We start from the raw sequence: 21,465 nt of genomic DNA, 5'->3' as shown, positions 1-21,465 counted from the left end.
CGTTTTATGTACGTGCGGTTGTCAGCGCATCTCTTCTGCCGGAGTTACCCCCAGAATACCAAGACCCGCGGAAATAACAACGGTTACGGCGCGCGCCAGCGCAATTTTCGCCTGTGTTCCCGCGATATCCGCCTCGTCGAGAAAGCGCAGCGCCGGTTCGTCGTGGCCACGATTCCAAAGCGCGTGCAGCTCGCTCGCCAGATCATAGAGGTAGAAGGCCACGCGGTGCGGCTCGTTCGTGCGGCCGGCGATCTCGACCAGGCGCGGCCATTCCGCCACCTTCTTGGCCACGGCAATCTGCGTCTCGTGAGTCAGGCCGCCCAGATCCGCCGCACCGAGGGTTGCGTCATCCACACCCATTCCCGCTTCGCGCGCCTTGCGCAGCACCGAATTCACCCGCGCATTGGCATATTGCACGTAAAAGACCGGATTGTCCTTGGACTGCTCCAGCACCTTGTCGAAATCGAAATCCAGCGGCGCATCGTTCTTGCGGGTCAGCATGACAAAGCGGGTCACGTCCGGCCCCACCTGATCGACCACGTCGCGCAGGGTCACGAAAGTGCCCGCGCGCTTGGACATCTTGAACGGCTCGCCGTTCTTGTAAAGCTTCACCAGCTGGGTCAGCTTGATATCCAGCGGCACCTTGCCGCCGCTCAGCGCGCTGACCGCCGCCTTCATTCGCTTGACATAGCCGCCGTGATCGGCGCCAAAGACGTCGATCAGCGCATCGAAGCCGCGCGTAATCTTGTCGTAGTGATAGGCGATATCGGGCGCGAAATAGGTCCAGCTGCCATCGGATTTCATCACCGGCCTGTCCACGTCATCGCCGTGTTCGGTCGACTTGAACAGGGTCTGCTCGCGCGGCTCCCAATCCTCGGGTTTCTTGCCCTTGGGCGGCTCCAGCACGCCCTCGTAGATCAGCCCCTTGGCTTTCAGCGCCTCCAGCGCCTCTTCGATCCGACCGGTGCCGTAAAGGGATTTCTCCGAATAGAAGTGGTCCATCTCGACGCCAAGCGCCTTCAGGTCGCTGCGGATGAGATCCATCATCGCGTCGGTGGCAAACACGCGCACATCGGCAAGCCAGACATCCTCGGGTTGATCGACATAAGCATCGCCCACCTTGTCCTTCAGCGCCTGCCCGACCGCGATCAGGTAATCGCCCGGATAGGTGCCGTCCTCGAACGCGACCGCCTGACCATGCGCTTCGAGGTAGCGCAGGTAGACCGACCGCGCCAGCACATCGACCTGCGCGCCGCCGTCGTTGATGTAGTATTCGCGGGTCACGTCATGGCCGGTGAAATCCAGCAGGCTGGCCAGGGCGTCACCAAAGACTGCGCCACGGGTATGACCCACATGCAGCGGCCCGGTCGGATTGGCGCTGACATACTCCACGTTGACCTTTGCGCCCTGCCCCATGGCTGAACGGCCGAAATCATCACCCGCCGTCAGGGCCGCGCGCAGCACCTCTTGCCAGATACCGCCCGCCAGCCGCAGGTTCAGGAATCCCGGCCCCGCAACCTCGGCGCTGGTGATGCGCGCATCGTCGACCAGTTTCCCGGCCAGGGCCCCGGCAATATCGCGCGGCTTGAGGCCCGCGGGCTTGGCAAGCACCATCGCGGCGTTGGTGGCCATGTCGCCATGGGCCGCATCGCGCGGCGGCTCGACCGCCACGTTGTCAAACGTCAGCCCGTCCGGCAACGCGCCCTCGGCCTGCAGCGCGCCCAGCGTTTCCAGCACCAGATCCCGAATTTCGGTGAACACATTCATCGCAGTTTTCCCTTCAGCGTCGCGCGTGGGTTACCCACTGTCAGCCCGGGGGTCAACGCATCATTCCGCGCGGGTCCGTCCGGTATCGGCCTTGGCGGTTTCGGACCACCCGTGCCTATTGCCGGCCGCTGTCACCGCTATCATCAGCCACTCCCAGCAACCGCGCATGGCTTTGCCGGGCGAAACGGTCGGTCATGCCGGCGATGTAATCGCTGACCAGGCGCGCCAGCGTGGTTTCGTCCCGCGCGTTTTCGACATCGTCCCGCCACTGGTCAGGCAGATGCGCCGGGCTTTCGAGGAAGAAGGCAAAAAGTTCTTCGACCACCGTGGTCACGCGGCGGCGCATCTCCATCACCGAGGGTGCGCGATACATCCGGGCGAAAAGGAAATCGCGTATCTGCCGCAACTCCTGCCAGAGCCCGTCCGAGAAGCGGATGACCGGTGCGCCCAGTTCGCGTATGGCGGCGGTGTCACGGGGTGCCGCGGCCGCCAGCTGGGCCGCGGAGGTGGTGATGACATCCTCGACCATCACGCCGAAGACCCGGCGCAGCGCCTCGTGCCGGCGACGATAGGCATCCAGGCCGGGATATTTCGCCTCGACCGCCGCATAGCACGGCCCGATAATCGGCAAGGCGCGCACATCTTCTTCGGTGAAGAGGCCCGCGCGAAGGCCGTCATGCAGATCGTGGTTGTTATAGGCGATGTCATCGGCCAGGGCGGCCACCTGTGCCTCGGCGCTGGCATGGGTGTGCAGTTCCAGATCGTGGCGCGCGTTGTACCCGGCCAGCGCATAAGGCAAATCGCCCATTACCGGCCCGTTATGCTTGGCGATACCTTCCAGCGTGTCCCAGGTCAGGTTCAGGCCGTCGAACTCGGCATAGTGCCGTTCAAGCGAGGTGACGATGCGCACCGCCTGGGCGTTGTGATCAAACCCGCCATAGGGCGCCATCAGCGCGTTCAGCGCGTCCTCGCCGGTGTGGCCAAAGGGCGTATGGCCCAGATCATGCGCCAGCGCCACCGCCTCGGTCAGTTCGCCGTTCAGTTTCAGCGCACCCGCGATCGTGCGCGCCACCTGCGCCACCTCGATCGAATGGGTCAGGCGGGTGCGGAAATAATCGCCCTCGTGCTCGACGAATACCTGCGTCTTGTGCTTGAGGCGGCGGAACGCGCTGGAATGGATGATCCGGTCCCGGTCCCGCTGATAGCAGGAGCGAAACGCGCTTTCTTCTTCCGTTACCAGACGCCCCCGCGACTGCGCGGGGTCCGAGGCATAGGGCGCATTCATGCTGGGTTGTCCTTGTCGCCTGTTCCTGGCGCCCATATATTGCAAAGCGACGTCATTAGAAACCGCCTGGGAAGACTGAAATGAACCTGCCCCCCAAAGTCACGGAACGCGCCTTTTCCCGCTTGGCCGAAATCGGTGCCGGCGATGACGGACAGGCGTTGCGCGTCGCGGTCGAAGGCGGCGGCTGTTCGGGGTTTCAATACGATATCAAGCTGGACACGCCGGCACAGGATGATCTGGTGCTGGAGGGTCTGGGGCAGAAAGTTGTGGTCGACAGCATTTCGCTGCCCTTCCTGGCCGGGGCGACGATCGATTTCACCGAGGAACTGATCGGTGCGCGCTTTGTGATCGACAACCCGAATGCCAGCAGTTCCTGCGGATGCGGAACGTCTTTCTCGATGTAATTCAAATGCTAATCTTGCGAAGTTAATCTATTCTGCGGGCATGACCCGGGGTTTGACGGGTATCTCCCGGCGCACGGCCATGACCTGATCGTAGACCAGCCAGGCACCGGCGCAGATGATGATCGCCGCCCCCAGGAACACCATGCCGCCCGGCACCTCGCCGAAAATGGCGATGCCGATCCCCACCATCCACAGGAATTGCAGGTTCATCAGCGGCGTGACCACGAAGGCTGGCAGCATCTTGAGTGCCGCAACCAGCACCCATCGCGCCCCGAAGAGCAGCACCGCATAGGCCAGAGCCCAGCCCAGATCGGCCAGCGCCATGGGTTCGAACACAAATGGCAACACCGCCCCCATCGTCACCATCAACGCCAGGTTCGGATAGAACACCTGCGCCAGCAGGTTGTCATCCCGCTGTCCGATATAGCGCGATGCGACCATCGACACCGTTCCCAGCACAACCGCAGCCAGGGCCACCAGATGCCCCGGCCCGACCGATGTGACGCCTTCCGGGAAAAGACACATCACCCCCACTGCCCCGAGCGCCAGCGCCACCCAGACCTGCGGGCGCACCGCCTCGCCCAGCACCGGCCCGGACATGAGCGCGGCAAAGAGCGGGATCATCGCGATGAAAAGGAACACCTCGGCAAAGGGCAATAATCGGAAGGCGTAGAAAAATGCTACGGTGCCGGCCACCGTAGCCAGCACCCGTATCGCCATCGCCACCGGGCACGTGGTGCGCATCCCGCGCAGCGTGCCACCCTGGCGGTTGGCCACAAGGCTCAGCACCGCGACAACCCCGCCCGACAGCGCAAAAAGCTGGGGCGCGGCATAGCTGGCGGCGAACATCTTGGTGATCCCGTCGGCACTGGAGATCAACAGCGTGTACAGCGCGGTCAGCAATACGCCTGCCGCGACCGGACCCGGAAAATATCGCGCAATCATGCTGTTGCTCCATTCAATCCGACGCGGGCAAACCCGGCGAAAAAGGCATCGAACCGGTCATTTGCGGCCTCGGCGGCGGTCAGCACCGTATGCGCCTCTTCCGACAGTCGGTCGGTTACCGCGCGGCGCATCGCCTGCCAGTCGTCGCTGCGGGTCTCGCCCATCGCATAGACGCATTCCGACAGTTCATGCAGCGGCAGGGCCGCCGGGATGGGTTGGTGAAAGATGACGCGACCCGCGGGAATGCTGGCGGCAAACCCGCCCTTGTTGGCAACCTTCATGAACCAGTTGACCATCAGATACTGGTGATAATCGTCCTGAATGGGGCCGTTTGCATCTTCTTCCAGGACAAAGCCCTGCGCCTGCGACATCAGCCAGCTTTCCCAGATTTCCGACGGGCGCCGCCCGGCAAAGCGCAGCGCGATGCAGATTTCGGACAGGAGATCGACATTCAGATCCAGGAACGCGAGCGTCCCGGCGAAGGTCAGGCTTTCGATGAATTCATCGTCCAGGTCCGGATCATGGCGGCCATATTCCGACAGGTAAAAGACGATATGGGTCAGCTCGTACGCCGCTTTCTTGTTGGGCATGGCAAAAGTGTTCGAGCGCCGGGCAAAGCGCCGCAGCCTGTCGTTCAGGCCCAGATCACCCGGCAGCGGATCAACCCCGCGGCGCAGGCAGAGCCTGCGGGCCTCGGCGCGCTGCAGATCCGAGATTTCGGCATCGACCAGCCGCTGTGCCGCCACCCATTCCGCCAGCCGCACGCCCTTGCCGCCGGGCAGGCCCAGGTTCTCGAGATCGAGGCACATGGACAGCAGGAAACGGTAATATTGCGGGAAAAACCCCATGCGTTTCTCGATATCCTCGTAGAACCCGCCATGAACCGCCAGGGCATCCGGTTCCAGTTCGGCATTGGTGCATTCCAGCACATTCAACACCTCGGCGTTTTCCTTGAGCCAGAACACGTCGTCGCCAAAGCGGCGGTTCTGGGCAAATGTGGTCAGCAGGGCCGCCTGACGGGCGGCCATGCTGTATTGGCGGAACGGGGTATCCAGGCGAACGATATTCGTCATGTCACTGATCTCCATTTCTAAAATCGGGCCAAGGCCCCGTTCCAGGCAGTGCCTTACATGCTCGAGGTAAAGATCTCGCAGCCGTCGCCATCGGTTGCATCCGCCCCGGCCCTGGGCGCCATCGACGAGGTGAAGGCGCCAATCGCGTCGCCCTGCGTTGCCTTGCCCGCCGTGACCGGACCCATCGAGGAGGTGAACAGTTCAACCGCGTCGCCGGACCCCGCCTTGCCCGCGGAAACCGGGCTCATGGACGAGGTGAACATCTCGACTGCGTCACCTGCATCGGCCTCGGCGGTTGTTGCAGGCGCCATCGAGGAGGTGAACATCTCGATCCCTTCGCCCTGGCGCAGATCGGCAGCGGTTGTCGGCCCCATGGACGAGGTGAACATGCCCACCATCGACGAGGTGAACATTCCAACCGCGTCGCCGCGCCCGGCGCGGGCGGTGGCGGCCGGCCCCATCGAAGAGGTGAAGGCCTCCACCGCCTCACCGCCATGCAGGCTGGCTTCGGGCAACGGATTGTTAAGATTTACGACGGATATTTCTTTGCGAAGTGCAGACATTTTCGTCTCCCAGGTTGTGTGATTGCAGCACAAAAACGCTTGCACGTTAAACGTGTTTTGCCAAGATTGTTAACCCGCTTTCCGTGTCTTCTCGCTCTTCCAGAAAACGAAATTCGGCTCACAAGTTTTTGAATTTCTTAATATATTCTAGCTTTGATTTTTTTTCACTTTTTTGATCTGTCAAGCAAATTTAAATGAGTTATCCCAGAGTTATCCACAAGTTATGTGACAACTAATTTCAACTTATCCGGGTTTCAGGGTTGAAAACTGATTCGCGGGGTGACACTTGCCAGTGACCCCAAGCTGCGCGATAGAGGGGCAGGCTTCAGGGGGGCGTGGGACATGAAAATCGCCAGTTTCAACATCAACGGGATCAAGGCGCGAATTCAGGCCCTACCCGATTGGCTGGACGAGGCGCAGCCGGACGTGGTTCTGCTTCAGGAAATAAAGTCGATCGACGAGAACTTTCCGCGCGAACTGTTCGAGGATCGCGGGTTTACCGTCGAAACCCATGGCCAGAAAAGCTTCAACGGGGTGGCCATTCTATCAAAGCTGCCGCTTGAGGACATCAGCCGTGGCCTGCCCGGGGACGACGATGACGAACAGGCGCGCTGGATCGAGGCCACGGTCATCGGCGACAAGACTGCCGTGCGCGTCTGCGGGCTCTACCTGCCCAACGGCAACCCGACGCCCGGCCCGAAATATGACTACAAGCTGGCATGGATGACGCGCCTGCAGGCCCGCGCGGCCGAGCTTCTGGCCGCCGAGGAACCCGCCCTGATGGCCGGCGATTACAACATCATTCCCCAGGACGAAGACGCCAAGCGCCCCGAGGCGTGGCAGAAAGATGCCCTCGCCCTGCCCGAAAGCCGCGCCGCGTTTCGGCGGATCGTCAACCTGGGTTTTACCGAGGCCTTCCGCGCCCGCACGCAGGGGCCCGGCCACTATACTTTCTGGGATTACCAGGCAGGCGCCTGGAACCGCGATGACGGGATTCGTATCGACCATTTTCTGCTAAGTCCCCAGGCGGCAGACCTGATGACGGATTGCCAGATCGACAAAGAGATCCGCGCGCGCGAAAAACCGTCCGACCACGTGCCGATCTGGGTTGAACTGAACGCGTAGTTATTTGTTTCTGTTCAATGTGGTACCGGCCGATATCAAGCCAGGTTCACTCATCGCAGGTAACGTCATACCCGTAGAGCCAGTCAAACTGGCGCATCATCCGCACCGGGGCAACCGCCCCGCCCAGGCGCAGCGCCGAATGCGCCGCCCATCTGAGTGGCGGAAACGAAAGGTGGTATTTGCGCGCGTTGCCATTGGCCGCGGCGATCACCCGGCGCACCCGACCTTCTCGCCGCGCCTGATACGCCTGCAGGGCCGTGTCCCGATCAGGGCCCGTCGCCAGCGCCGCGGCCAGTGCCCAGGCATCCTCCAGCGCCATTGAGGCCCCCTGCGCCAGAAATGGCAGCGTCGGATGTGCCGCATCGCCCAGAAGAACGGCGCCATCCCGGTGCCAGACCTGCGCCACCGGATGCCGGAACAGCCCCCAGAGGTTGACGGTTTCGATCCCGGCCAGCATCTCCTGCACTTCGGGACAGAAATCAGCGAATGCCGCCTGAACCGCCATCGGGTCGTCACGCTGGCTCCAGCTTTCCGTTGTCCAGGCCGCGCGTTCCTGCACGGCCACGATGTTCAGCATCGTTCCGCCGCGCACCGGATAGCTGACCACATGGCGCAACGGACCCATATGCACCCGCGCCTCGGGGCCGCGCCCGGAAGTGTTGGGCACCAATGCGCGCCACGCCACCTGTTGCGTGAAATACGGCGCGGAGCTGCCATTGAGTACCGGCCGCACCCGCGAATTCAGCCCGTCCGCCCCGACCACCAGATCGGCATCGACCGACGCACCGTTTGCAAGGTCAACGCGCGGCCGTAGACCCGGCGTAACCGTTTCGGCCTTCTGCAGCAGGCGTATCCTGACCCCCGCCGCACGGGCGCCACGGGCAAGGACATCAATCAGATCGGCACGATGGGCAAAGTAATAGTCCCGCGAGGCAAGTCGGGTGAGGTCGAGCTGCAGAACCTGCCCGCGCCGGTAGTCATGCAGCGACACGGCCTGCGCCCGGACCGAGACATCCGCCACCGCCTCTCCCAGCCCGAGGGCACGCAGAACGGCAAAACCATTCGGACTGATCTGCAGCCCGGCGCCGACCTCGCGGATCGCCTCGGCCTGCTCCAGCACGACAACATCCGCCCCGCGAAGGGCCAGGGCACGCGCAACCGCCAGCCCGCCGATGCCCGCGCCGATGACAACGATTTTCATGCCTGCTACTGTCATGTCACCCTAGTGAAACGAAAAACGCCGGAGCGGAAGCCCCGGCGTTTTCAAATTTCTCGGCAAACCCCGCGATCAATCGTCGCGATGCACCTTCTCGCGGCGCTCATGGCGCTCCTGCGCCTCAAGCGTCATGGTCGCGATCGGACGGGCGTCCAGCCGCTTCAGGCTGATCGGCTCTCCGGTGACTTCGCAATAGCCGTATTCACCATTGTCGATCCGACGCAGCGCGCTTTCGATCTTGGCGACAAGCTTGCGTTGACGGTCTCTTGTACGAAGCTCCAGCGCGCGATCGGTTTCTTCGCTGGCGCGGTCGGCAACGTCGGGAATCGCCCGGGTGCCATCCTGCAAGGCTTCGATCGTGTCGCGGCTTTCCTCCAGCAGGTCTTCGCGCCAGTCGATCAATTTGCGGCGAAAGTATTCCAGCTGACGTTCGTTCATAAAAGGCTCGTCTTCGACAGGACGATAATCGTCCGGCAGAAAAGTCTCTGCTTTCATGTCTTCTCCCTTATCAAGGCCAGTGTCCGGCATGGTACTCTCCTAAGACATGTGGCACCCCAATGCGCTGCGTTTACACCCGCAAAAAAGGATTGTCACTAGGCAATCACGCGGCATTGATGTGAATGGCCGATGCCGCTAGGTTGCGGCCTGCGATAACACGAAAATGTGGCGAAAAGGGTTGAAAAAGAATGAAATTCCAAGGCACCGAAAGTTATGTCGCCACCGATGACCTGACAATCGCGGTCAATGCCGCGGTGACGTTGGAGCGGCCCCTGCTTGTCAAGGGTGAACCCGGCACCGGCAAGACAGAGCTGGCCAAGCAGGTGGCGCAGTCGCTGGGGCTGCCGATGCTGGAATGGAACATCAAGTCCACCACCAAGGCCCAGCAGGGTCTTTACGAATATGACGCGGTCAGCCGCCTGCGCGACAGCCAGCTGGGCGAGGCCCGCGTGCATGATGTCAGCAACTACATCCGCAAGGGCAAATTGTGGCAGGCCTTCGAGGCCGACAGCAAGGTCGTGCTGCTGATCGACGAGATCGACAAGGCCGATATCGAGTTTCCAAACGACCTGCTGCAGGAGCTCGACAAGATGGAGTTCCACGTCTACGAAACCGGCGAGACGATCCGCGCCAGGCACCGGCCCGTCGTCATCATCACCTCGAACAACGAAAAGGAACTGCCGGACGCCTTTCTGCGCCGCTGTTTCTTCCACTACATCCGCTTCCCCGACATGGACACGATGCGCAAGATCGTCGAGGTCCATCACCCCGGCCTGAAGGACGCGCTGCTGACCACCGCGCTGACGCAATTCTATGAGATTCGCGAGCAGACCGGCCTGAAGAAGAAGCCGTCCACATCCGAGGTGCTGGATTGGCTGAAACTGATTCTGGCCGAGGATCTGAGCGCCGAGGATCTGCGCCGCGACGGGGCCGATGCGCTGCCCAAACTGCACGGCGCGCTGCTGAAGAACGAACAGGACGTTCACCTGTTCGAACGGCTGGCCTTCATGGCACGCGGTCAGCGGTAATCTGCCATTGGCGCAATTGCACCCGCCGACCCGAGTCTTTTTCACCACCGCCATCCAGAGCAGGACATATAGTTGATCGGTAACCCACACCGGATATAGTGCCATCAGAACGGGTCGAGGTTCCTATGCGATTTTTGATAGCACCACTCTGTCTGCTTTTGGGGGCCTGTGCCGCGGGCCCGGCGCGGGACGTTCCGACACGCGCCTTCGGCGGCACGCAGATCTCGCTGCCGGCGATGAAATCCTTCGCCGCCCCAAGCCCCGAGCGGCCGGCCAGATCCAACCGCGACATTCAGCGCGATTTCCTGGATCTCAGCTTCAATCTCGAATCGGGGCGCGCGCTGCCGGTTTTCTCGCGTTTCGAGGGCCCGATTACCGTACGTATCACCGGTGCGCCGCCGCCCACGCTTGGCCCCGATCTCAACCGGCTGATCGGGCGGCTTCGGACCGAGGCAGGGATCAATATCCGCCGGGTCAGCAGGCCCGGTGCCAGCATTACCATCGAGGCGGTGACCCGCGCCGAAATTCAACGCTACCTGCCCAAGGCCGCCTGTTTCGTCGTGCCCAACATCTCGGGCCTGTCGGAATATCGCAGCGCCCGGCGTCAGGGCGCCACCAGCTGGTCACAATTGCGCACCCGTGAACAGCTGGCGATATTCCTGCCCAACGACGCCAGCCCGCAAGAGGCCCGCGACTGCCTGCACGAGGAACTGGCGCAGGCCATCGGCCCGCTGAATGACCTCTACCGCCTGCCCGACAGCGTGTTCAACGATGATAATGTGCATACGGTCCTGACCGGGTTCGACATGCTGATACTGCGCGCCTATTACGCGCCCGAACTGCGCTCTGGCATGACCCGCGAGCAGGTCGCGGCAAAACTGCCCGCGATCCTTTCGCGCTACAACCCGTCGGGCGACAACCTGTCACCGGTCCATGCCTCGGAAACGCCGCGCGCCTGGATCGGCGCGATTCAGGCGGCGCTTGGTCCGGGCACCGGCGACAGGCAACGCATGAAGGCCGCCCGCGAGGCGTTGAACATCGCCAGGTCGCGGGGCTGGCACGATCACCGCCGCGCCTTCAGCCATTTCGCCCTGGGCCGTGTCCTGCGCTTTTCCGATCCCGAACGGGCGCATCAGCATTTCCTTCGCGCCGAGCACTACTACCGCCGCACCCCCGGCACATCGCTGCACCGCGCCTATTCCGCCTCGCAACTGGCGGCGATGGCTATCCTCAGGGGCGACGGCGCCGCGGCACTGGACCTAGTCGCCCCGCATATGGCGGTAGCGGAACGCCATGAAAACGCGGCGCTGCTGGCCAATCTGATGCTGCTCCGGGCCGAGGCACTGGACCTGTTGGGCCGCCACGCCGAGGCCGACGCCGCGCGGCTGGACAGTCTGGGCTGGGCGCGCTACGGGTTCGGCGCCGAATGGGCGCTGCGCGCCAAACGGCGCGAGATTGCCGTGATCGGCGCGGCAGATACATCGGACGGATAAACCATGATCGTATTACTGGGGGCCATCCTGGGCACCATCACCGGCGCCGTGATCGCCTGGCGGCGCAAGGGTCGTCCGGCCGACATTGCGCAATACGCCTTTGTGTATTTCCTGATCTTCACGATGGCCAGCCTGTTCGTTACCCTGCTTATTCATCGTGCGGCACTGGTCTGATCGCTCATGTTCCTGCCCTTCTTCGAAAATCTGCGCAAGGCCGGGGTGCCGGTCAGCCTGCGTGAATATCTGACCTTTCTCGAAGGGATGGGCGCGGGCCTGGCCACCTATGACATCGAAGGGTTCTATTACCTGGCCCGCACCGCGATGGTAAAGGACGAACGCAATATCGACCGGTTCGACCGCGCCTTTGCCGCCAGTTTCAAGGGGCTGGAGGCAATCAGCGCCGACCAGGTGCTGGAGGCGATGAACCTGCCCGAGGACTGGCTGCGCAAGATGGCCGAGAAGCACCTGTCCGACGCGGAAAAGGCCGAGATCGAGGCGCTTGGCGGCTTTGACAAGCTGATGGAAACGCTCAAGGAACGGCTGAAGGAACAGCAGGGCCGGCACCAGGGCGGCAACAAGTGGATCGGCACCGCCGGCACGTCGCCCTTCGGCGCCTATGGCTACAACCCCGAAGGGATCCGCATCGGCCAGGACGAAAGCCGCCACCAGCGCGCGGTCAAGGTCTGGGACAAGCGCGAATTCAGGAATTTCGACGATAGCGTCGAACTGGGCACCCGCAACATCAAGGTCGCGCTCAAGCGCCTGCGCCGCTGGGCCCGCGACGGCGCCGCCGAAGAGCTGGACCTGGACGGCACAATCCGCGCCACCGCCGAACACGGCTATCTGGACGTTCAGACCCGCCCCGAACGCCGCAACGCCGTAAAGGTGCTGTTGTTTCTCGACGTGGGCGGATCGATGGACGCCCACGTGAAGGTGGTCGAGGAGCTGTTTTCGGCCGCCGCCGCCGAATTCAAGCATTTCGAGCATTTCTACTTTCACAACTGCCTCTACGAAGGCGTCTGGAAGGACAACCGCCGCCGCTGGGATGCGCAGACCCCCACGGATGAGATCCTGCACACCTATGGGTCGGACTATAAATGTATCTTCGTGGGCGACGCCTCGATGTCGCCCTACGAGGTCGTCTATCCCGGTGGCGCAAACGAACACTGGAACGCCGAGGCGGGCCAGGTCTGGCTGCAACGCGCGCGCGCCCAATGGCCGTCCAATCTCTGGATAAACCCAGTGCCCAAGAAACATTGGCGCTATACCCAGTCAATCGGCCTGATCCACGAGATCTTCGAAGGCCGGATGGTGCCGATGACCCTTTCGGGGATCGAGGCCGGCATGAAGGAACTGGTGCGCTAGGGGTTCGCGCTGTCGCGCAGTTGGCGGTAAAGATGCCAGGAGGCGTGGCCCAGCAGTGGCAAGACGATGAACAGCCCCAGAAAGGCGGGCAGCAGCGCCAGGAAAGTCAGCCCGGCAATCAGCGCCGCCCAGCCCAGCATCGGCACCGGGTCGCGCCGAACGACCCCAAAGCTGGTGATCATGGCGGTCACGAAATCCACCTCTCGGTCCAGAAGCAGCGGCAGCGCGATCACCGTTATCATGAACAGGAGCAGCGCAAAGACACCGCCCACCACCGTGCCGACCGTCAGCATGGCCAGGCCGTTCCCGGTCAGGAACACCTCGTAAGAGCTTGAGATATTGGTCATTGTCGACAGGCCCAGGAACAGCGCAAAGATCATGTGCGCAAGGAAGAACCAGAACAGAAAGACAAAGATGATGATGGCGCAGATCGACGGCAGCTGCCGCCGCCGCTGATGCGCGATCACCCCCAGTATGGCGCGCATGTCCAGGGGCCGTGCCTCGTCCAGCCGGTGACTGACCTCGTAGAATCCGACCGCCGCGAACGGCCCGATCAACGGAAAGCCGACGGCCGAGAAGATCAGCCAATAGCTGTGTCCCGTGGCCAGGGTTACCCAGGTCATGATCCAGCCCAGCACGACATATGTACCGGCAAACAGGATCGCAAAGCCGGGTGCGCGCTTCGTGTCCGCCCAGCCCCGGCGCAGCGCCTCGGCCAGCATCTCAATCGTCACGCGGCCCAGATCCGGGACGCCGTGCGCGCGTTCCACCTGCCCCGCTCTTGTCAGGTCATTCATGCCATTCCTCCCGGCGCCAGCGTATCCCGGCGGCGAGGTAGGAAAAAAGATTTAACTCAAACTCATGTTTCAGGCGGGCGTTTCTGCGGCCAGAGGGTTCGGCGGTGATAGGCTTCGGCCAGGGCCAGCAGCCCCTGGTCATTGCCATATCTGCCGATCAGCTGAACTCCCATCGGCAGGCCGCGGGGGCCGAAACCGGCGGGTAGCGCAAGCGCCGGCAAACCAATCAGGCTTGCGGGCACCGCGACCTCCATCCAGCGGTGATAGGTATCCATCCCCTGCCCCGCGATCGCTTCGGGATAGGCCCTGTCGATGGCAAAGGGCCAGACCTGCGCGGTCGGTGCTGCCAGCGCATCGAAACGCTCGAACAGCGCCGCGGCGGTACGGAACCAGTCGGACCGTATCTCGCTTGCCGCCTGCACCTCGGCCGCGCTCATCGCCATGCCGCGCTCGGCCTCCCAGATGGCGGTGTCTTTCAACTTCTTGCGGGCCGCTTGATCCGCCATCAGCGGCGCCAATCCGACCGAGACCGACCAGCTGCGCAACATCGTCCAGCTGTCCCACAGCGCGTCAAGGGAAAACGGCGCGGTGACGGGTTCGATCACGCAGCCCGCCTCGGCAAATACCTCCATCGCGCCTTGGCACAGGTCCAGAATGCCGTCCTCCATCGCCCAGGCTCTACCCCAATCACCCAGCCAGCCAATGCGCTTGCCGCTGATCCCGGCACCTTCCGCGTCGAACCGCATCGCCGGCAGATCGTGCGGCCGCCGCGGGTCAGGCCCCGACATCACCTTCAGCAGCAGCGCCAGATCGGCCGGGCAGCGCGCCATCGGCCCGTTGGTCGAAAGCTGGTGCAGATAGGTATCGCCCTCAGGTTCCGCCGGCACCCGGCCCCAACTGGGCCGGAAACCATAGACATTGTTCCATCCCGCCGGGTTGCGCAGGCTGCCCATCATGTCCGATCCATCCGCGATGCTCAGCATCCGCGTGGCCAGCGCCACCGCCGCCCCGCCGGACGAGCCGCCGCAACTCACGGTCGGGTCGTAGGGGTTATGGGTGACGCCATGAACCGGGTTGAACGTATGGCTGCCCAGGCCGAATTCCGGTGTGTTGGTCTTGCCCAGGATGATGGCGCCCGCGGCACGGATCCGGGCCACGTGCAGATCGTCGGTTTGCGCCACGCGATCGACATAGGCGGGCGAGCCTTCGGACGTGACGATCCCGGCCACATTCGCCAGGTCCTTTATCGCCACCGGCAACCCGTGCAGGGCACCGCGACCCGGCCCCTTATCCGCCGCCCGCGCCTCGGACAGCAACGTATCCGCATCACGCAGCGCGACGATGGCATTGACCGTGCCGTTCACCGCCTCGATCCGCGCCAGCGTGGCCCGCATCAGCTCTTCGGCGCTCAGCCTGCCCTGCGCAATCAAGGCAACCTGCGCGCCCGCCTCCAGTTCTAGTACATCATCCATGCGCGCAGGCTATCCGCCCGTCCCGGCAGCGCAAGCCCCTGTCTTCATCTTGCTCAAAATACTCACCAAAGAGCGCCAGCCCCGGCGCGCAACGGCGCGCTTCCCCTAGCCCTCGCCCTGGGCCTCGGCGCGCGACTTGCCGCTGACATCCATCGCCAGCGTGGCCGCCATGAACGGGTCCAGATCCCCATCCAGCACGCCCTTGGTATCCGATGTCTCGTGATTGGTGCGCAAATCCTTGACCATCTGGTAGGGTTGCAAGACGTAAGACCGGATCTGGTTGCCCCAGCCCGCATCGCCCTTGCTTTCATGCGCTTCGGTGATCGCCGCATTGCGCCGGTCGAGTTCAAGCTGATAGAGCCGCGATTTCAGCGCCTTCATGGCGATGTCCCGGTTCTGGTGCTGGGATTTTTCCGAGCTGGTCACCACGATGCCGGTCGGATGGTGGGTGATGCGAACCGCCGAGTCGGTCGTGTTCACATGCTGCCCGCCCGCGCCCGAGCTGCGGTAGGTGTCGATGCGGATATCCGCCGGGTTGACGTCGATCTCGATATCGTCATCCACCACCGGATAGACCCAGACCGAACAGAACGAGGTATGCCGCTTGGCCGCCGAGTCGAACGGGGAAATCCGTACCAGCCGGTGCACGCCGCTTTCGGATTTCAGCCAGCCATAGGCGTTGTGGCCGCTGATCTTGTAGGCGGCGGATTTGATCCCGGCCTCGTCACCCGATTGCTCGGATTGCAATTCGACGGTATAGCCGCGTTTCTCGGCCCAGCGGACATACATCCGCGCCAGCATGCTGGCCCAGTCGCAGCTCTCGGTGCCGCCCGCGCCGGCGTTGATTTCCAGGAAGGTGTCGTTGGCATCCGCCTCGCCGTTCAGCAGCGCCTCCAGCTCCTTGGCGGCGGCGCGTTTCGCCAGAACCTTCAGCGCGGCCTCGGCATCGGCGACGATCTCGGCATCATCCTCCATCTCGCCCATCTCGATCAGTTCGACACTGTCGTTCAGTTCCTGCTGGATCGCGTTATGGGTATCCATGGCATCGACCAGGCTTTGCCGGTCGCGCATCAGCTTCTGCGCCTTGGCCGGATCGTCCCACAGGTTCGGGTCCTCGACCCGCGCGTTGAATTCCTCCAGCCGGTGCTGGGCGGTTTCCCATCCCATTCGCTGGCGCAACAGCTCCAGCGATTTCTCGATCTCGGAAACAAGGGTCTGGGTTTCGGCGCGCATTCGGGGTTCCTGATTGGCGTTGTCTTCTGCTCAGCTTCGGGTGATAGCGCAGGCCCGAGCGGCGGGCAAGATCACCTGCGAATTGGCCGCTCCTAATATAGCCCGCCGGAACTAAGCTCGCCGAAAGTCGCTTTTTCGCCCACCTGACCGGTGCCGCCGCTTGAGGTGGTGACATCGCGGATGACTTCGTTCTCGCCGACGCTGAACAATTCCAGATCCGAGCCCATGGCGAAACCACCGTCGAACATCAGGCCAAAAATCGGATCCTCGCCATCGCGGAAATATTCGGCCACGACGTAATCGCCAACGGCGTCCTCGGGCAAACGCGCGCCGGTATAGCGGTCGATCTTGATGAAATGCCCGCCCGGCGGGATACGAAATTCACCGCCGCCGTATTTGGCCACCGCCTTGGTCATGAACTGCTGAAAGACCGGGCCGCACATCGTCCCGCCATAGGCACCCCGGCCCAGGGTGCGGGGCTGGTCATAACCGATGTAGCAACCGGCCACGATATTGCTGGTGAAGCCGATGAACCAGACATCCAACGCATCGTTGGTGGTGCCGGTCTTGCCCGCCGTGGGAACCGGCAGGTTGACATGGCGCGCGGCGGTACCGCGATCCACAACACCGCGCATCATCGAGGTCAGCTGATAGGCGGTGATCGGGTCCATCACCTGCTCGCGGTCCGATACGATCCGGGGGCCCGTCGCCGGGGGCAAGGCGGGGTTGTCGCAATCGACGCATTCGCGCGGGTCATGGCGATAGACCGTCTTGCCGAACCGGTCCTGCACCCGGTCAACCAGTGTGGGCTCAACCCGCTCACCGCCATTGGCGAACATCGCGTAGGCCGCCACCATCTTGTAAAGCGTGGTCTCGTCGGAGCCCAGCGAGTTGGCCAGGTAGGTGCCCATGTAATCATAGACCCCAAAATCCTCGGCATAGGCCGCGACCGTATCCATCCCGACCTCCTGCGCCAGACGGATCGTCATCAGGTTGCGCGACTGTTCGATCCCGGTACGCAGCGGCGTCGGCCCGTAGAACTTGTTCGACGAGTTGCGCGGCCGCCAGATGCCCTGCGGCGTGTCGATCTCGATCGGCGCGTCGATCACGATGGTGGCGGGCGAATAACCGCTGTCCAGCGCGGCGGCATAGACAAAGGGCTTGAAGCTCGACCCCGGCTGACGTTGTGCCTGGGTCGCCCGGTTGAAGACCGAGTTCTGATAGGAAAACCCGCCCTGCATCGCCAGTACGCGCCCCGAATGCACATCCATCGCCACGAAACCGCCCTGCACCTCGGGCACCTGCCGCAGGCTCCAGCGAATGAACGTGTCGCTGCCCACATCCGTCATTCGGCGGACATGCACCACGTCACCGGGCTCAAAGGTCTGCCGGAAACTGCCGGGCAGCCAGCCGATATCCTTGCGCGGGATCACCTGGGGTTCGGTTTCGGAATTGGCGAGGCCGTCGATACCGATGCGCATCTGCTCATCGCCGACCTCCAGCACGACAGCCGGGTACCAGTGCCCGTCAAGGTCGATATCGCGCGCCACCTCAAGCTCGGCCAACGCCGCGCGCCAGGCCGGTTCATCTGCCAGAACCTCGGCGGGCAGCGTCTTGCCGGTGCCCCGCCATTTGCCCTGAGCGCGATCATATTGTTCCAGCTGGCGCTGCAGCGCATTCGCGGCCTCGACCTGCATCTCCGGGTCGATGGTCGCGCGCACGCTCAGCCCGCCGGTGAAGAACTCGCCCTCGCCAAAATCCTGGCTCAGCTGGCGGCGGATTTCATCGGTGAAGTAATCACGCGGCGGCAGCGCCTTGGCAAAGGGTTCGAAATCGCCGTTCTGCACGCTGCGCACGGGCTGCTCGACCTCGGCCAGATAGACCTCCTGGCTGATATGGCCGTTCTCGCGCATCTCCTTCAGCACGAAATCGCGCCGCGCCTGCAACCGGTCCTTCTGCCGCACCGGATGGTAATCGCTGGGCGCCTTCGGCATCGAGGCCAGGAACGCCGCCTCGTGCGGGGTCAGTTCTGCCAGCGACTTGTTGAAATAGGTCTGCGCCGCCGCAGCCACGCCATAGGAATTCTGGCCCAGGAAGATCTCGTTCAGATAGAGTTCGAGAATCTTCTCCTTGCTCAGCGTCTCTTCGATCCGCGTGGCCAGGATGATCTCCTTGATCTTGCGGGCAATCTTGCGGTCGCCCGACAGCAGGAAGTTCTTCATCACCTGCTGGGTAATGGTCGAGGCCCCGCGCACATCGCGCCCGCGCGTGCGCACCGCGTCATAGATCGCCGCCGCGATGCCGCGCGCATCGTAGCCGCCATGGGAATAGAAATTCTTGTCCTCGGCGGAAATAAAGGCCTGTTTCACCAGATCGGGAATTTCCTCGGCAGGCGTGAACAGGCGCCGCTCCTGGGCAAATTCGTCGATGATCCGCCCCTCGCCGGAATAGATCCGGCTGATCGTGGGTGGCGTGTAGGTCGCCAGCGACTGGTGACTGGGCAGGTCCTTGCCATAGATGTGGAACACCGCGCCGATGCTGAGCGCGATCAACATGATGCCAAGCGTCATCACGCTGAAAATCGTGCCGAAAAAGGTTGTTATCGCACGTAGCACGCTCTACCCCACTCTTCGCTTTGCCTCATATAGGCATCCTCCGGCGCGGCGTCAAAACACGATAGGTTGCAGTCTGCGCCGGTTTCCGCGCAGACGTCACTGTCGCACCAGTTCGGCCGCGGCCGCATCGGCAATCGACCAGGCCTGCAGTCCCTTGACGATCCCCTGCGCCAGGTCGCGCCGCCAATCGGCATCTTTCAGGTTCTCCAGGTCGCGCGGGCTGGACAGGAATCCCAGTTCCAGCAGAACAGACGGGATGTCGGGCGACTTCAGCACCGAGAAACCGGCGGATCGAATCGGGCGGGAGTTGATCGGCACATCGTATTCGCCGATACCCAGGATCAGCGCCTCGGACAGCAGCCGCGCCCTAGGCTGCGTTTCCTGCCGGGCCAGATCGATCAGGATGTCCGCGACCACGTCGTCGGTCCCGCGCAGGTCCACCCCCGACAGGATGTCGCCCCGGTCATGGCGTTCGGCCAATGCCGCGCTCGCCTTGTCCGACGCGCTCTCGGACAGAAGATAGGCCGTCACCCCGGTCGCCTGCCCCTCGGTCACCGAATCGGCATGGAGCGAGATCATCAGGTCGCCGCCCAGCTGATGCGCCAGCGCGACCCGGCGCTCCAACGAGACAAAGCGGTCATCATCGCGCGTCATCACCACCTCGAACCCGCCCGCGCGAATCAGGGCTTCCTTCAGTTCCCGCGCGAAACTCAGCATCAGGTCTTTCTCGACCACACCGCCCTTTTCAGCCCCCGGATCAATACCGCCATGCCCTGGGTCCAGCACCAGCCGCAACGGCCCCTCGCCGGAATGGCGCGGCGTCGTTGTCGCGGGGGTGCCATCCTTCGGCAGATCCCACCCCGGCAGGTCCGGTGCACCGGATGCGGCGGCAAAATCCTCGGGCATGGCCTGGCGCAACACCACCTCCAGATCGGCCGAACCGTCCTCGGCGCTCACGTTCAGCGCCGTGGTCTGCATCACGAAAGGCCCTTCCAGATCGATCACCATGCGCGACCAGCCGGGTCGGAATCCGCCGACACGCACATTGCTGACCCGCTCGCTCCGGTCCAGTTCGCGCGGCGCCATATCCCCCCAGTCAACCTCGCGAAAATCCAGGATCAACCGCCGCGGATCGTCCAGCGTAAAGGCCCGGTACGGCACCCCCTGCGACAGTTTCAGCGCAACGACCACGCTGCGCCCCCGATCGGTGATCGCGCTGGTCGCCACATCCAGACGCGCCAGGCCGGAAAATTCCTCGGCCCCTGCGCCCAGGCCAAGACAACAGGCCACGAGGGCCAGAATTCTGCTGATCATCCTGCTCATCCGCCGATCTATCGGTCGTCCTTTCCGCAAGGCTATACCAAAGCGCATCGCTTTGCACCTGCCCGCTGCTTCACCGTTCCGGAAATACTCTTTTACCGGCCGCGGGACCGGCGCCACGATCGGCCATGAAGCGCGTCAGCCGGCGCAGCCCCTCTTCGATATCCGCCGTCGAGCGCGCATAGGAAAACCGGATCGTGCCCGCCCCCCGGACCGGGTCGAAATCCAGCCCGGGCGTGACCGCAACGCCAACGGTCTCCAGTATCTCGGCCGCAAAGGCGCGGCTGTCATCGGTCAGGTGGCTGACATCGGCATAGACGTAAAACGCCCCGTCAGGCGGCGCGATCCGGTCAAACCCGGCTTGCGGCAACCCCGCCAGCATCAGGGCCCGGTTGGCGCGGTAGACATCCATGTTGGCCTGCAGTTCCGGGCCACAATCCATCGCCGCCAGCGCCGCCACCTGGCTGGCGTGGGGCGGACAGATGAACAGGTTCTGCGCCAGCCGCTCGACCACCCGCACGTGATCCTCGGGCACCACCATCCAGCCGATGCGCCAGCCGGTCATGCTGAAATACTTCGAAAATGAGTTGATGACATAGCAGTCGTCGCTGATCTCCAGCGCGCTGACCGCGCGGCGGTCATATTCGATACCGTGATAGATCTCGTCGCTGATGAAGCTGGCCCCCAGGTCGGACGCGGTCGCCATCAACCCGGCAAGCGCCGCGCGATCCAGCATCGTGCCGGTCGGATTCGCCGGGCTGGCCACCATCACGCCGGACAGATCACGCCCCGTCAGGTCCGCGGGCACCGGCTGCAGGCGATTCTCCGCCGCCGTTTCGATGTCGACCGGCACCAGGTCCAGCGCCTTCAGGATCTGCCTATAGCTGGGATAGCCCGGTGCGCCGATCCCCACGTGGTCCCCGGCATCGAAAAGCGCGGTAAAGGCCAGGATGAACGCCCCTGACGATCCGGGCGTGACCACCACCCGGCTGGGCGAGAGATCAATGTCGTACCACTCGCCATAGAGCCTTGCGATGCGCCTGCGCAGCGCCGGCAGGCCAAGTGCCACGGTATAGCCCATCGCGTCGCCCGCCATCGCGGCCGTCAGCGCCTGACGCGCCCCTTCGGGCGCGGGCGTTCCGGGCTGGCCCACCTCCATGTGGATGACGTCTCGGCCCGCCTCCTCGGCCCGGCGCGCCGCCTCCATCACGTCCATCACGATAAAGGGATCGACCTGGCTTCGCCTTGAGTTCCGCATAGATTTGT

Annotated in this window: 19 protein-coding genes; 6 read left to right on the top strand and 13 right to left on the bottom strand. The window is 63.3% G+C overall.

Features of this window, described 5'->3' with window-relative positions; genetic code table 11:
- Positions 1-21 precede the first annotated feature (21 nt).
- A complete protein-coding gene (gene argS, locus AAFO92_RS05230; protein ID WP_347533598.1) occupies positions 22-1,767 on the bottom strand; it encodes an arginine--tRNA ligase in 1,746 nt (581 codons plus the stop codon).
- 115 nt (positions 1,768-1,882) lie between these two features.
- Complete coding sequence (locus AAFO92_RS05225) at positions 1,883-3,052, bottom strand: deoxyguanosinetriphosphate triphosphohydrolase (protein WP_347533597.1); 1,170 nt, start codon at positions 3,050-3,052, stop codon at positions 1,883-1,885.
- Positions 3,053-3,132: 80 nt separating this feature from the next.
- Between AAFO92_RS05225 and AAFO92_RS05220 the strand changes: the two genes are divergently transcribed.
- Positions 3,133-3,456 carry an iron-sulfur cluster assembly accessory protein gene (locus tag AAFO92_RS05220; protein WP_347533596.1) on the top strand — a complete coding sequence of 108 codons (324 nt, stop codon included), beginning with the start codon at positions 3,133-3,135 and terminating at the stop codon, positions 3,454-3,456.
- 27 nt (positions 3,457-3,483) lie between these two features.
- Here AAFO92_RS05220 and AAFO92_RS05215 read toward each other — a convergent pair whose 3' ends face one another.
- The 3 genes from AAFO92_RS05215 to AAFO92_RS05205 are packed head-to-tail and all read right to left on the bottom strand — an operon-like array spanning position 3,484 to position 6,037.
- On the bottom strand, positions 3,484-4,401 hold the full coding sequence (locus tag AAFO92_RS05215) for a DMT family transporter (protein WP_347533595.1): 918 nt from the start codon (positions 4,399-4,401) through the stop codon (positions 3,484-3,486).
- Positions 4,398-5,474: a hypothetical protein gene (locus tag AAFO92_RS05210; RefSeq protein WP_347533594.1), complete on the bottom strand. Its 1,077-nt coding sequence runs from the start codon at positions 5,472-5,474 to the stop codon at positions 4,398-4,400. The genes AAFO92_RS05215 and AAFO92_RS05210 overlap by 4 nt, the downstream gene beginning before the upstream one ends.
- A gap of 53 nt (positions 5,475-5,527) precedes the next feature.
- Positions 5,528-6,037: a hypothetical protein gene (locus AAFO92_RS05205; protein WP_347533593.1), complete on the bottom strand. Its 510-nt coding sequence runs from the start codon at positions 6,035-6,037 to the stop codon at positions 5,528-5,530.
- A 342-nt stretch (positions 6,038-6,379) separates the two neighbouring features.
- Here AAFO92_RS05205 and xth point away from each other — a divergent pair, with 342 nt between their 5' ends.
- Positions 6,380-7,162, top strand: coding sequence for an exodeoxyribonuclease III (gene xth, locus AAFO92_RS05200; protein WP_347533592.1), 783 nt, complete (start codon positions 6,380-6,382; stop codon positions 7,160-7,162).
- A gap of 46 nt (positions 7,163-7,208) precedes the next feature.
- Here xth and AAFO92_RS05195 read toward each other — a convergent pair whose 3' ends face one another.
- Positions 7,209-8,378: an FAD-dependent monooxygenase gene (locus AAFO92_RS05195; protein WP_347533591.1), complete on the bottom strand. Its 1,170-nt coding sequence runs from the start codon at positions 8,376-8,378 to the stop codon at positions 7,209-7,211.
- A 72-nt stretch (positions 8,379-8,450) separates the two neighbouring features.
- Positions 8,451-8,906 carry an RNA polymerase-binding protein DksA gene (dksA, locus tag AAFO92_RS05190; protein ID WP_347533590.1) on the bottom strand — a complete coding sequence of 152 codons (456 nt, stop codon included), beginning with the start codon at positions 8,904-8,906 and terminating at the stop codon, positions 8,451-8,453.
- A 158-nt stretch (positions 8,907-9,064) separates the two neighbouring features.
- On the opposite strand from dksA, the gene AAFO92_RS05185 reads away from it, so the two are divergent.
- From AAFO92_RS05185 to AAFO92_RS05170, 4 genes are all read left to right on the top strand, one after another.
- Complete coding sequence (locus AAFO92_RS05185; protein ID WP_347533589.1) at positions 9,065-9,904, top strand: MoxR family ATPase; 840 nt, start codon at positions 9,065-9,067, stop codon at positions 9,902-9,904.
- Positions 9,905-10,029: 125 nt separating this feature from the next.
- Positions 10,030-11,397, top strand: a complete 1,368-nt coding sequence (locus AAFO92_RS05180; RefSeq protein ID WP_347533588.1) for a DUF2927 domain-containing protein — start codon at positions 10,030-10,032, stop codon at positions 11,395-11,397.
- 3 nt (positions 11,398-11,400) lie between these two features.
- Positions 11,401-11,571, top strand: coding sequence for a hypothetical protein (locus AAFO92_RS05175; RefSeq protein ID WP_347533587.1), 171 nt, complete (start codon positions 11,401-11,403; stop codon positions 11,569-11,571).
- A gap of 6 nt (positions 11,572-11,577) precedes the next feature.
- A complete protein-coding gene (locus AAFO92_RS05170; protein ID WP_347533586.1) occupies positions 11,578-12,762 on the top strand; it encodes a VWA domain-containing protein in 1,185 nt (394 codons plus the stop codon).
- On the opposite strand, the gene AAFO92_RS05165 is transcribed toward AAFO92_RS05170, so the two are convergent.
- The 6 genes from AAFO92_RS05165 to AAFO92_RS05140 all read right to left on the bottom strand — a co-directional run bounded on the left by AAFO92_RS05165 (position 12,759) and on the right by AAFO92_RS05140 (position 21,457).
- A complete protein-coding gene (locus tag AAFO92_RS05165; RefSeq protein WP_347533585.1) occupies positions 12,759-13,559 on the bottom strand; it encodes a DUF2189 domain-containing protein in 801 nt (266 codons plus the stop codon). The two genes, AAFO92_RS05170 and AAFO92_RS05165, sit on opposite strands and share 4 nt — an antisense overlap.
- A gap of 62 nt (positions 13,560-13,621) precedes the next feature.
- Complete coding sequence (locus AAFO92_RS05160) at positions 13,622-15,031, bottom strand: amidase (protein ID WP_347533584.1); 1,410 nt, start codon at positions 15,029-15,031, stop codon at positions 13,622-13,624.
- A gap of 105 nt (positions 15,032-15,136) precedes the next feature.
- Positions 15,137-16,264: a peptide chain release factor 2 gene (prfB, locus tag AAFO92_RS05155; protein ID WP_347533583.1), complete on the bottom strand. Its 1,128-nt coding sequence runs from the start codon at positions 16,262-16,264 to the stop codon at positions 15,137-15,139.
- 92 nt (positions 16,265-16,356) lie between these two features.
- Positions 16,357-18,879, bottom strand: coding sequence for a PBP1A family penicillin-binding protein (locus AAFO92_RS05150; RefSeq protein WP_347533582.1), 2,523 nt, complete (start codon positions 18,877-18,879; stop codon positions 16,357-16,359).
- Between the two features lie 96 nt (positions 18,880-18,975).
- Positions 18,976-20,193, bottom strand: coding sequence for an N-acetylmuramoyl-L-alanine amidase (locus AAFO92_RS05145; protein ID WP_347533581.1), 1,218 nt, complete (start codon positions 20,191-20,193; stop codon positions 18,976-18,978).
- A 79-nt stretch (positions 20,194-20,272) separates the two neighbouring features.
- Positions 20,273-21,457 (bottom strand): aminotransferase class I/II-fold pyridoxal phosphate-dependent enzyme, encoded by a 1,185-nt coding sequence (locus tag AAFO92_RS05140; protein WP_347533580.1) that lies wholly within the window; start codon positions 21,455-21,457, stop codon positions 20,273-20,275.
- Between the last annotated feature and the right edge of the window lie 8 nt (positions 21,458-21,465).

Source organism: Roseovarius sp. CAU 1744 (assembly GCF_039839345.1).
Taxonomy (GTDB): domain Bacteria; phylum Pseudomonadota; class Alphaproteobacteria; order Rhodobacterales; family Rhodobacteraceae; genus Roseovarius.
The sequence above is the reverse complement of the archived record's forward strand: the minus strand, read 5'-3'. Positions and strand labels throughout refer to the sequence as shown.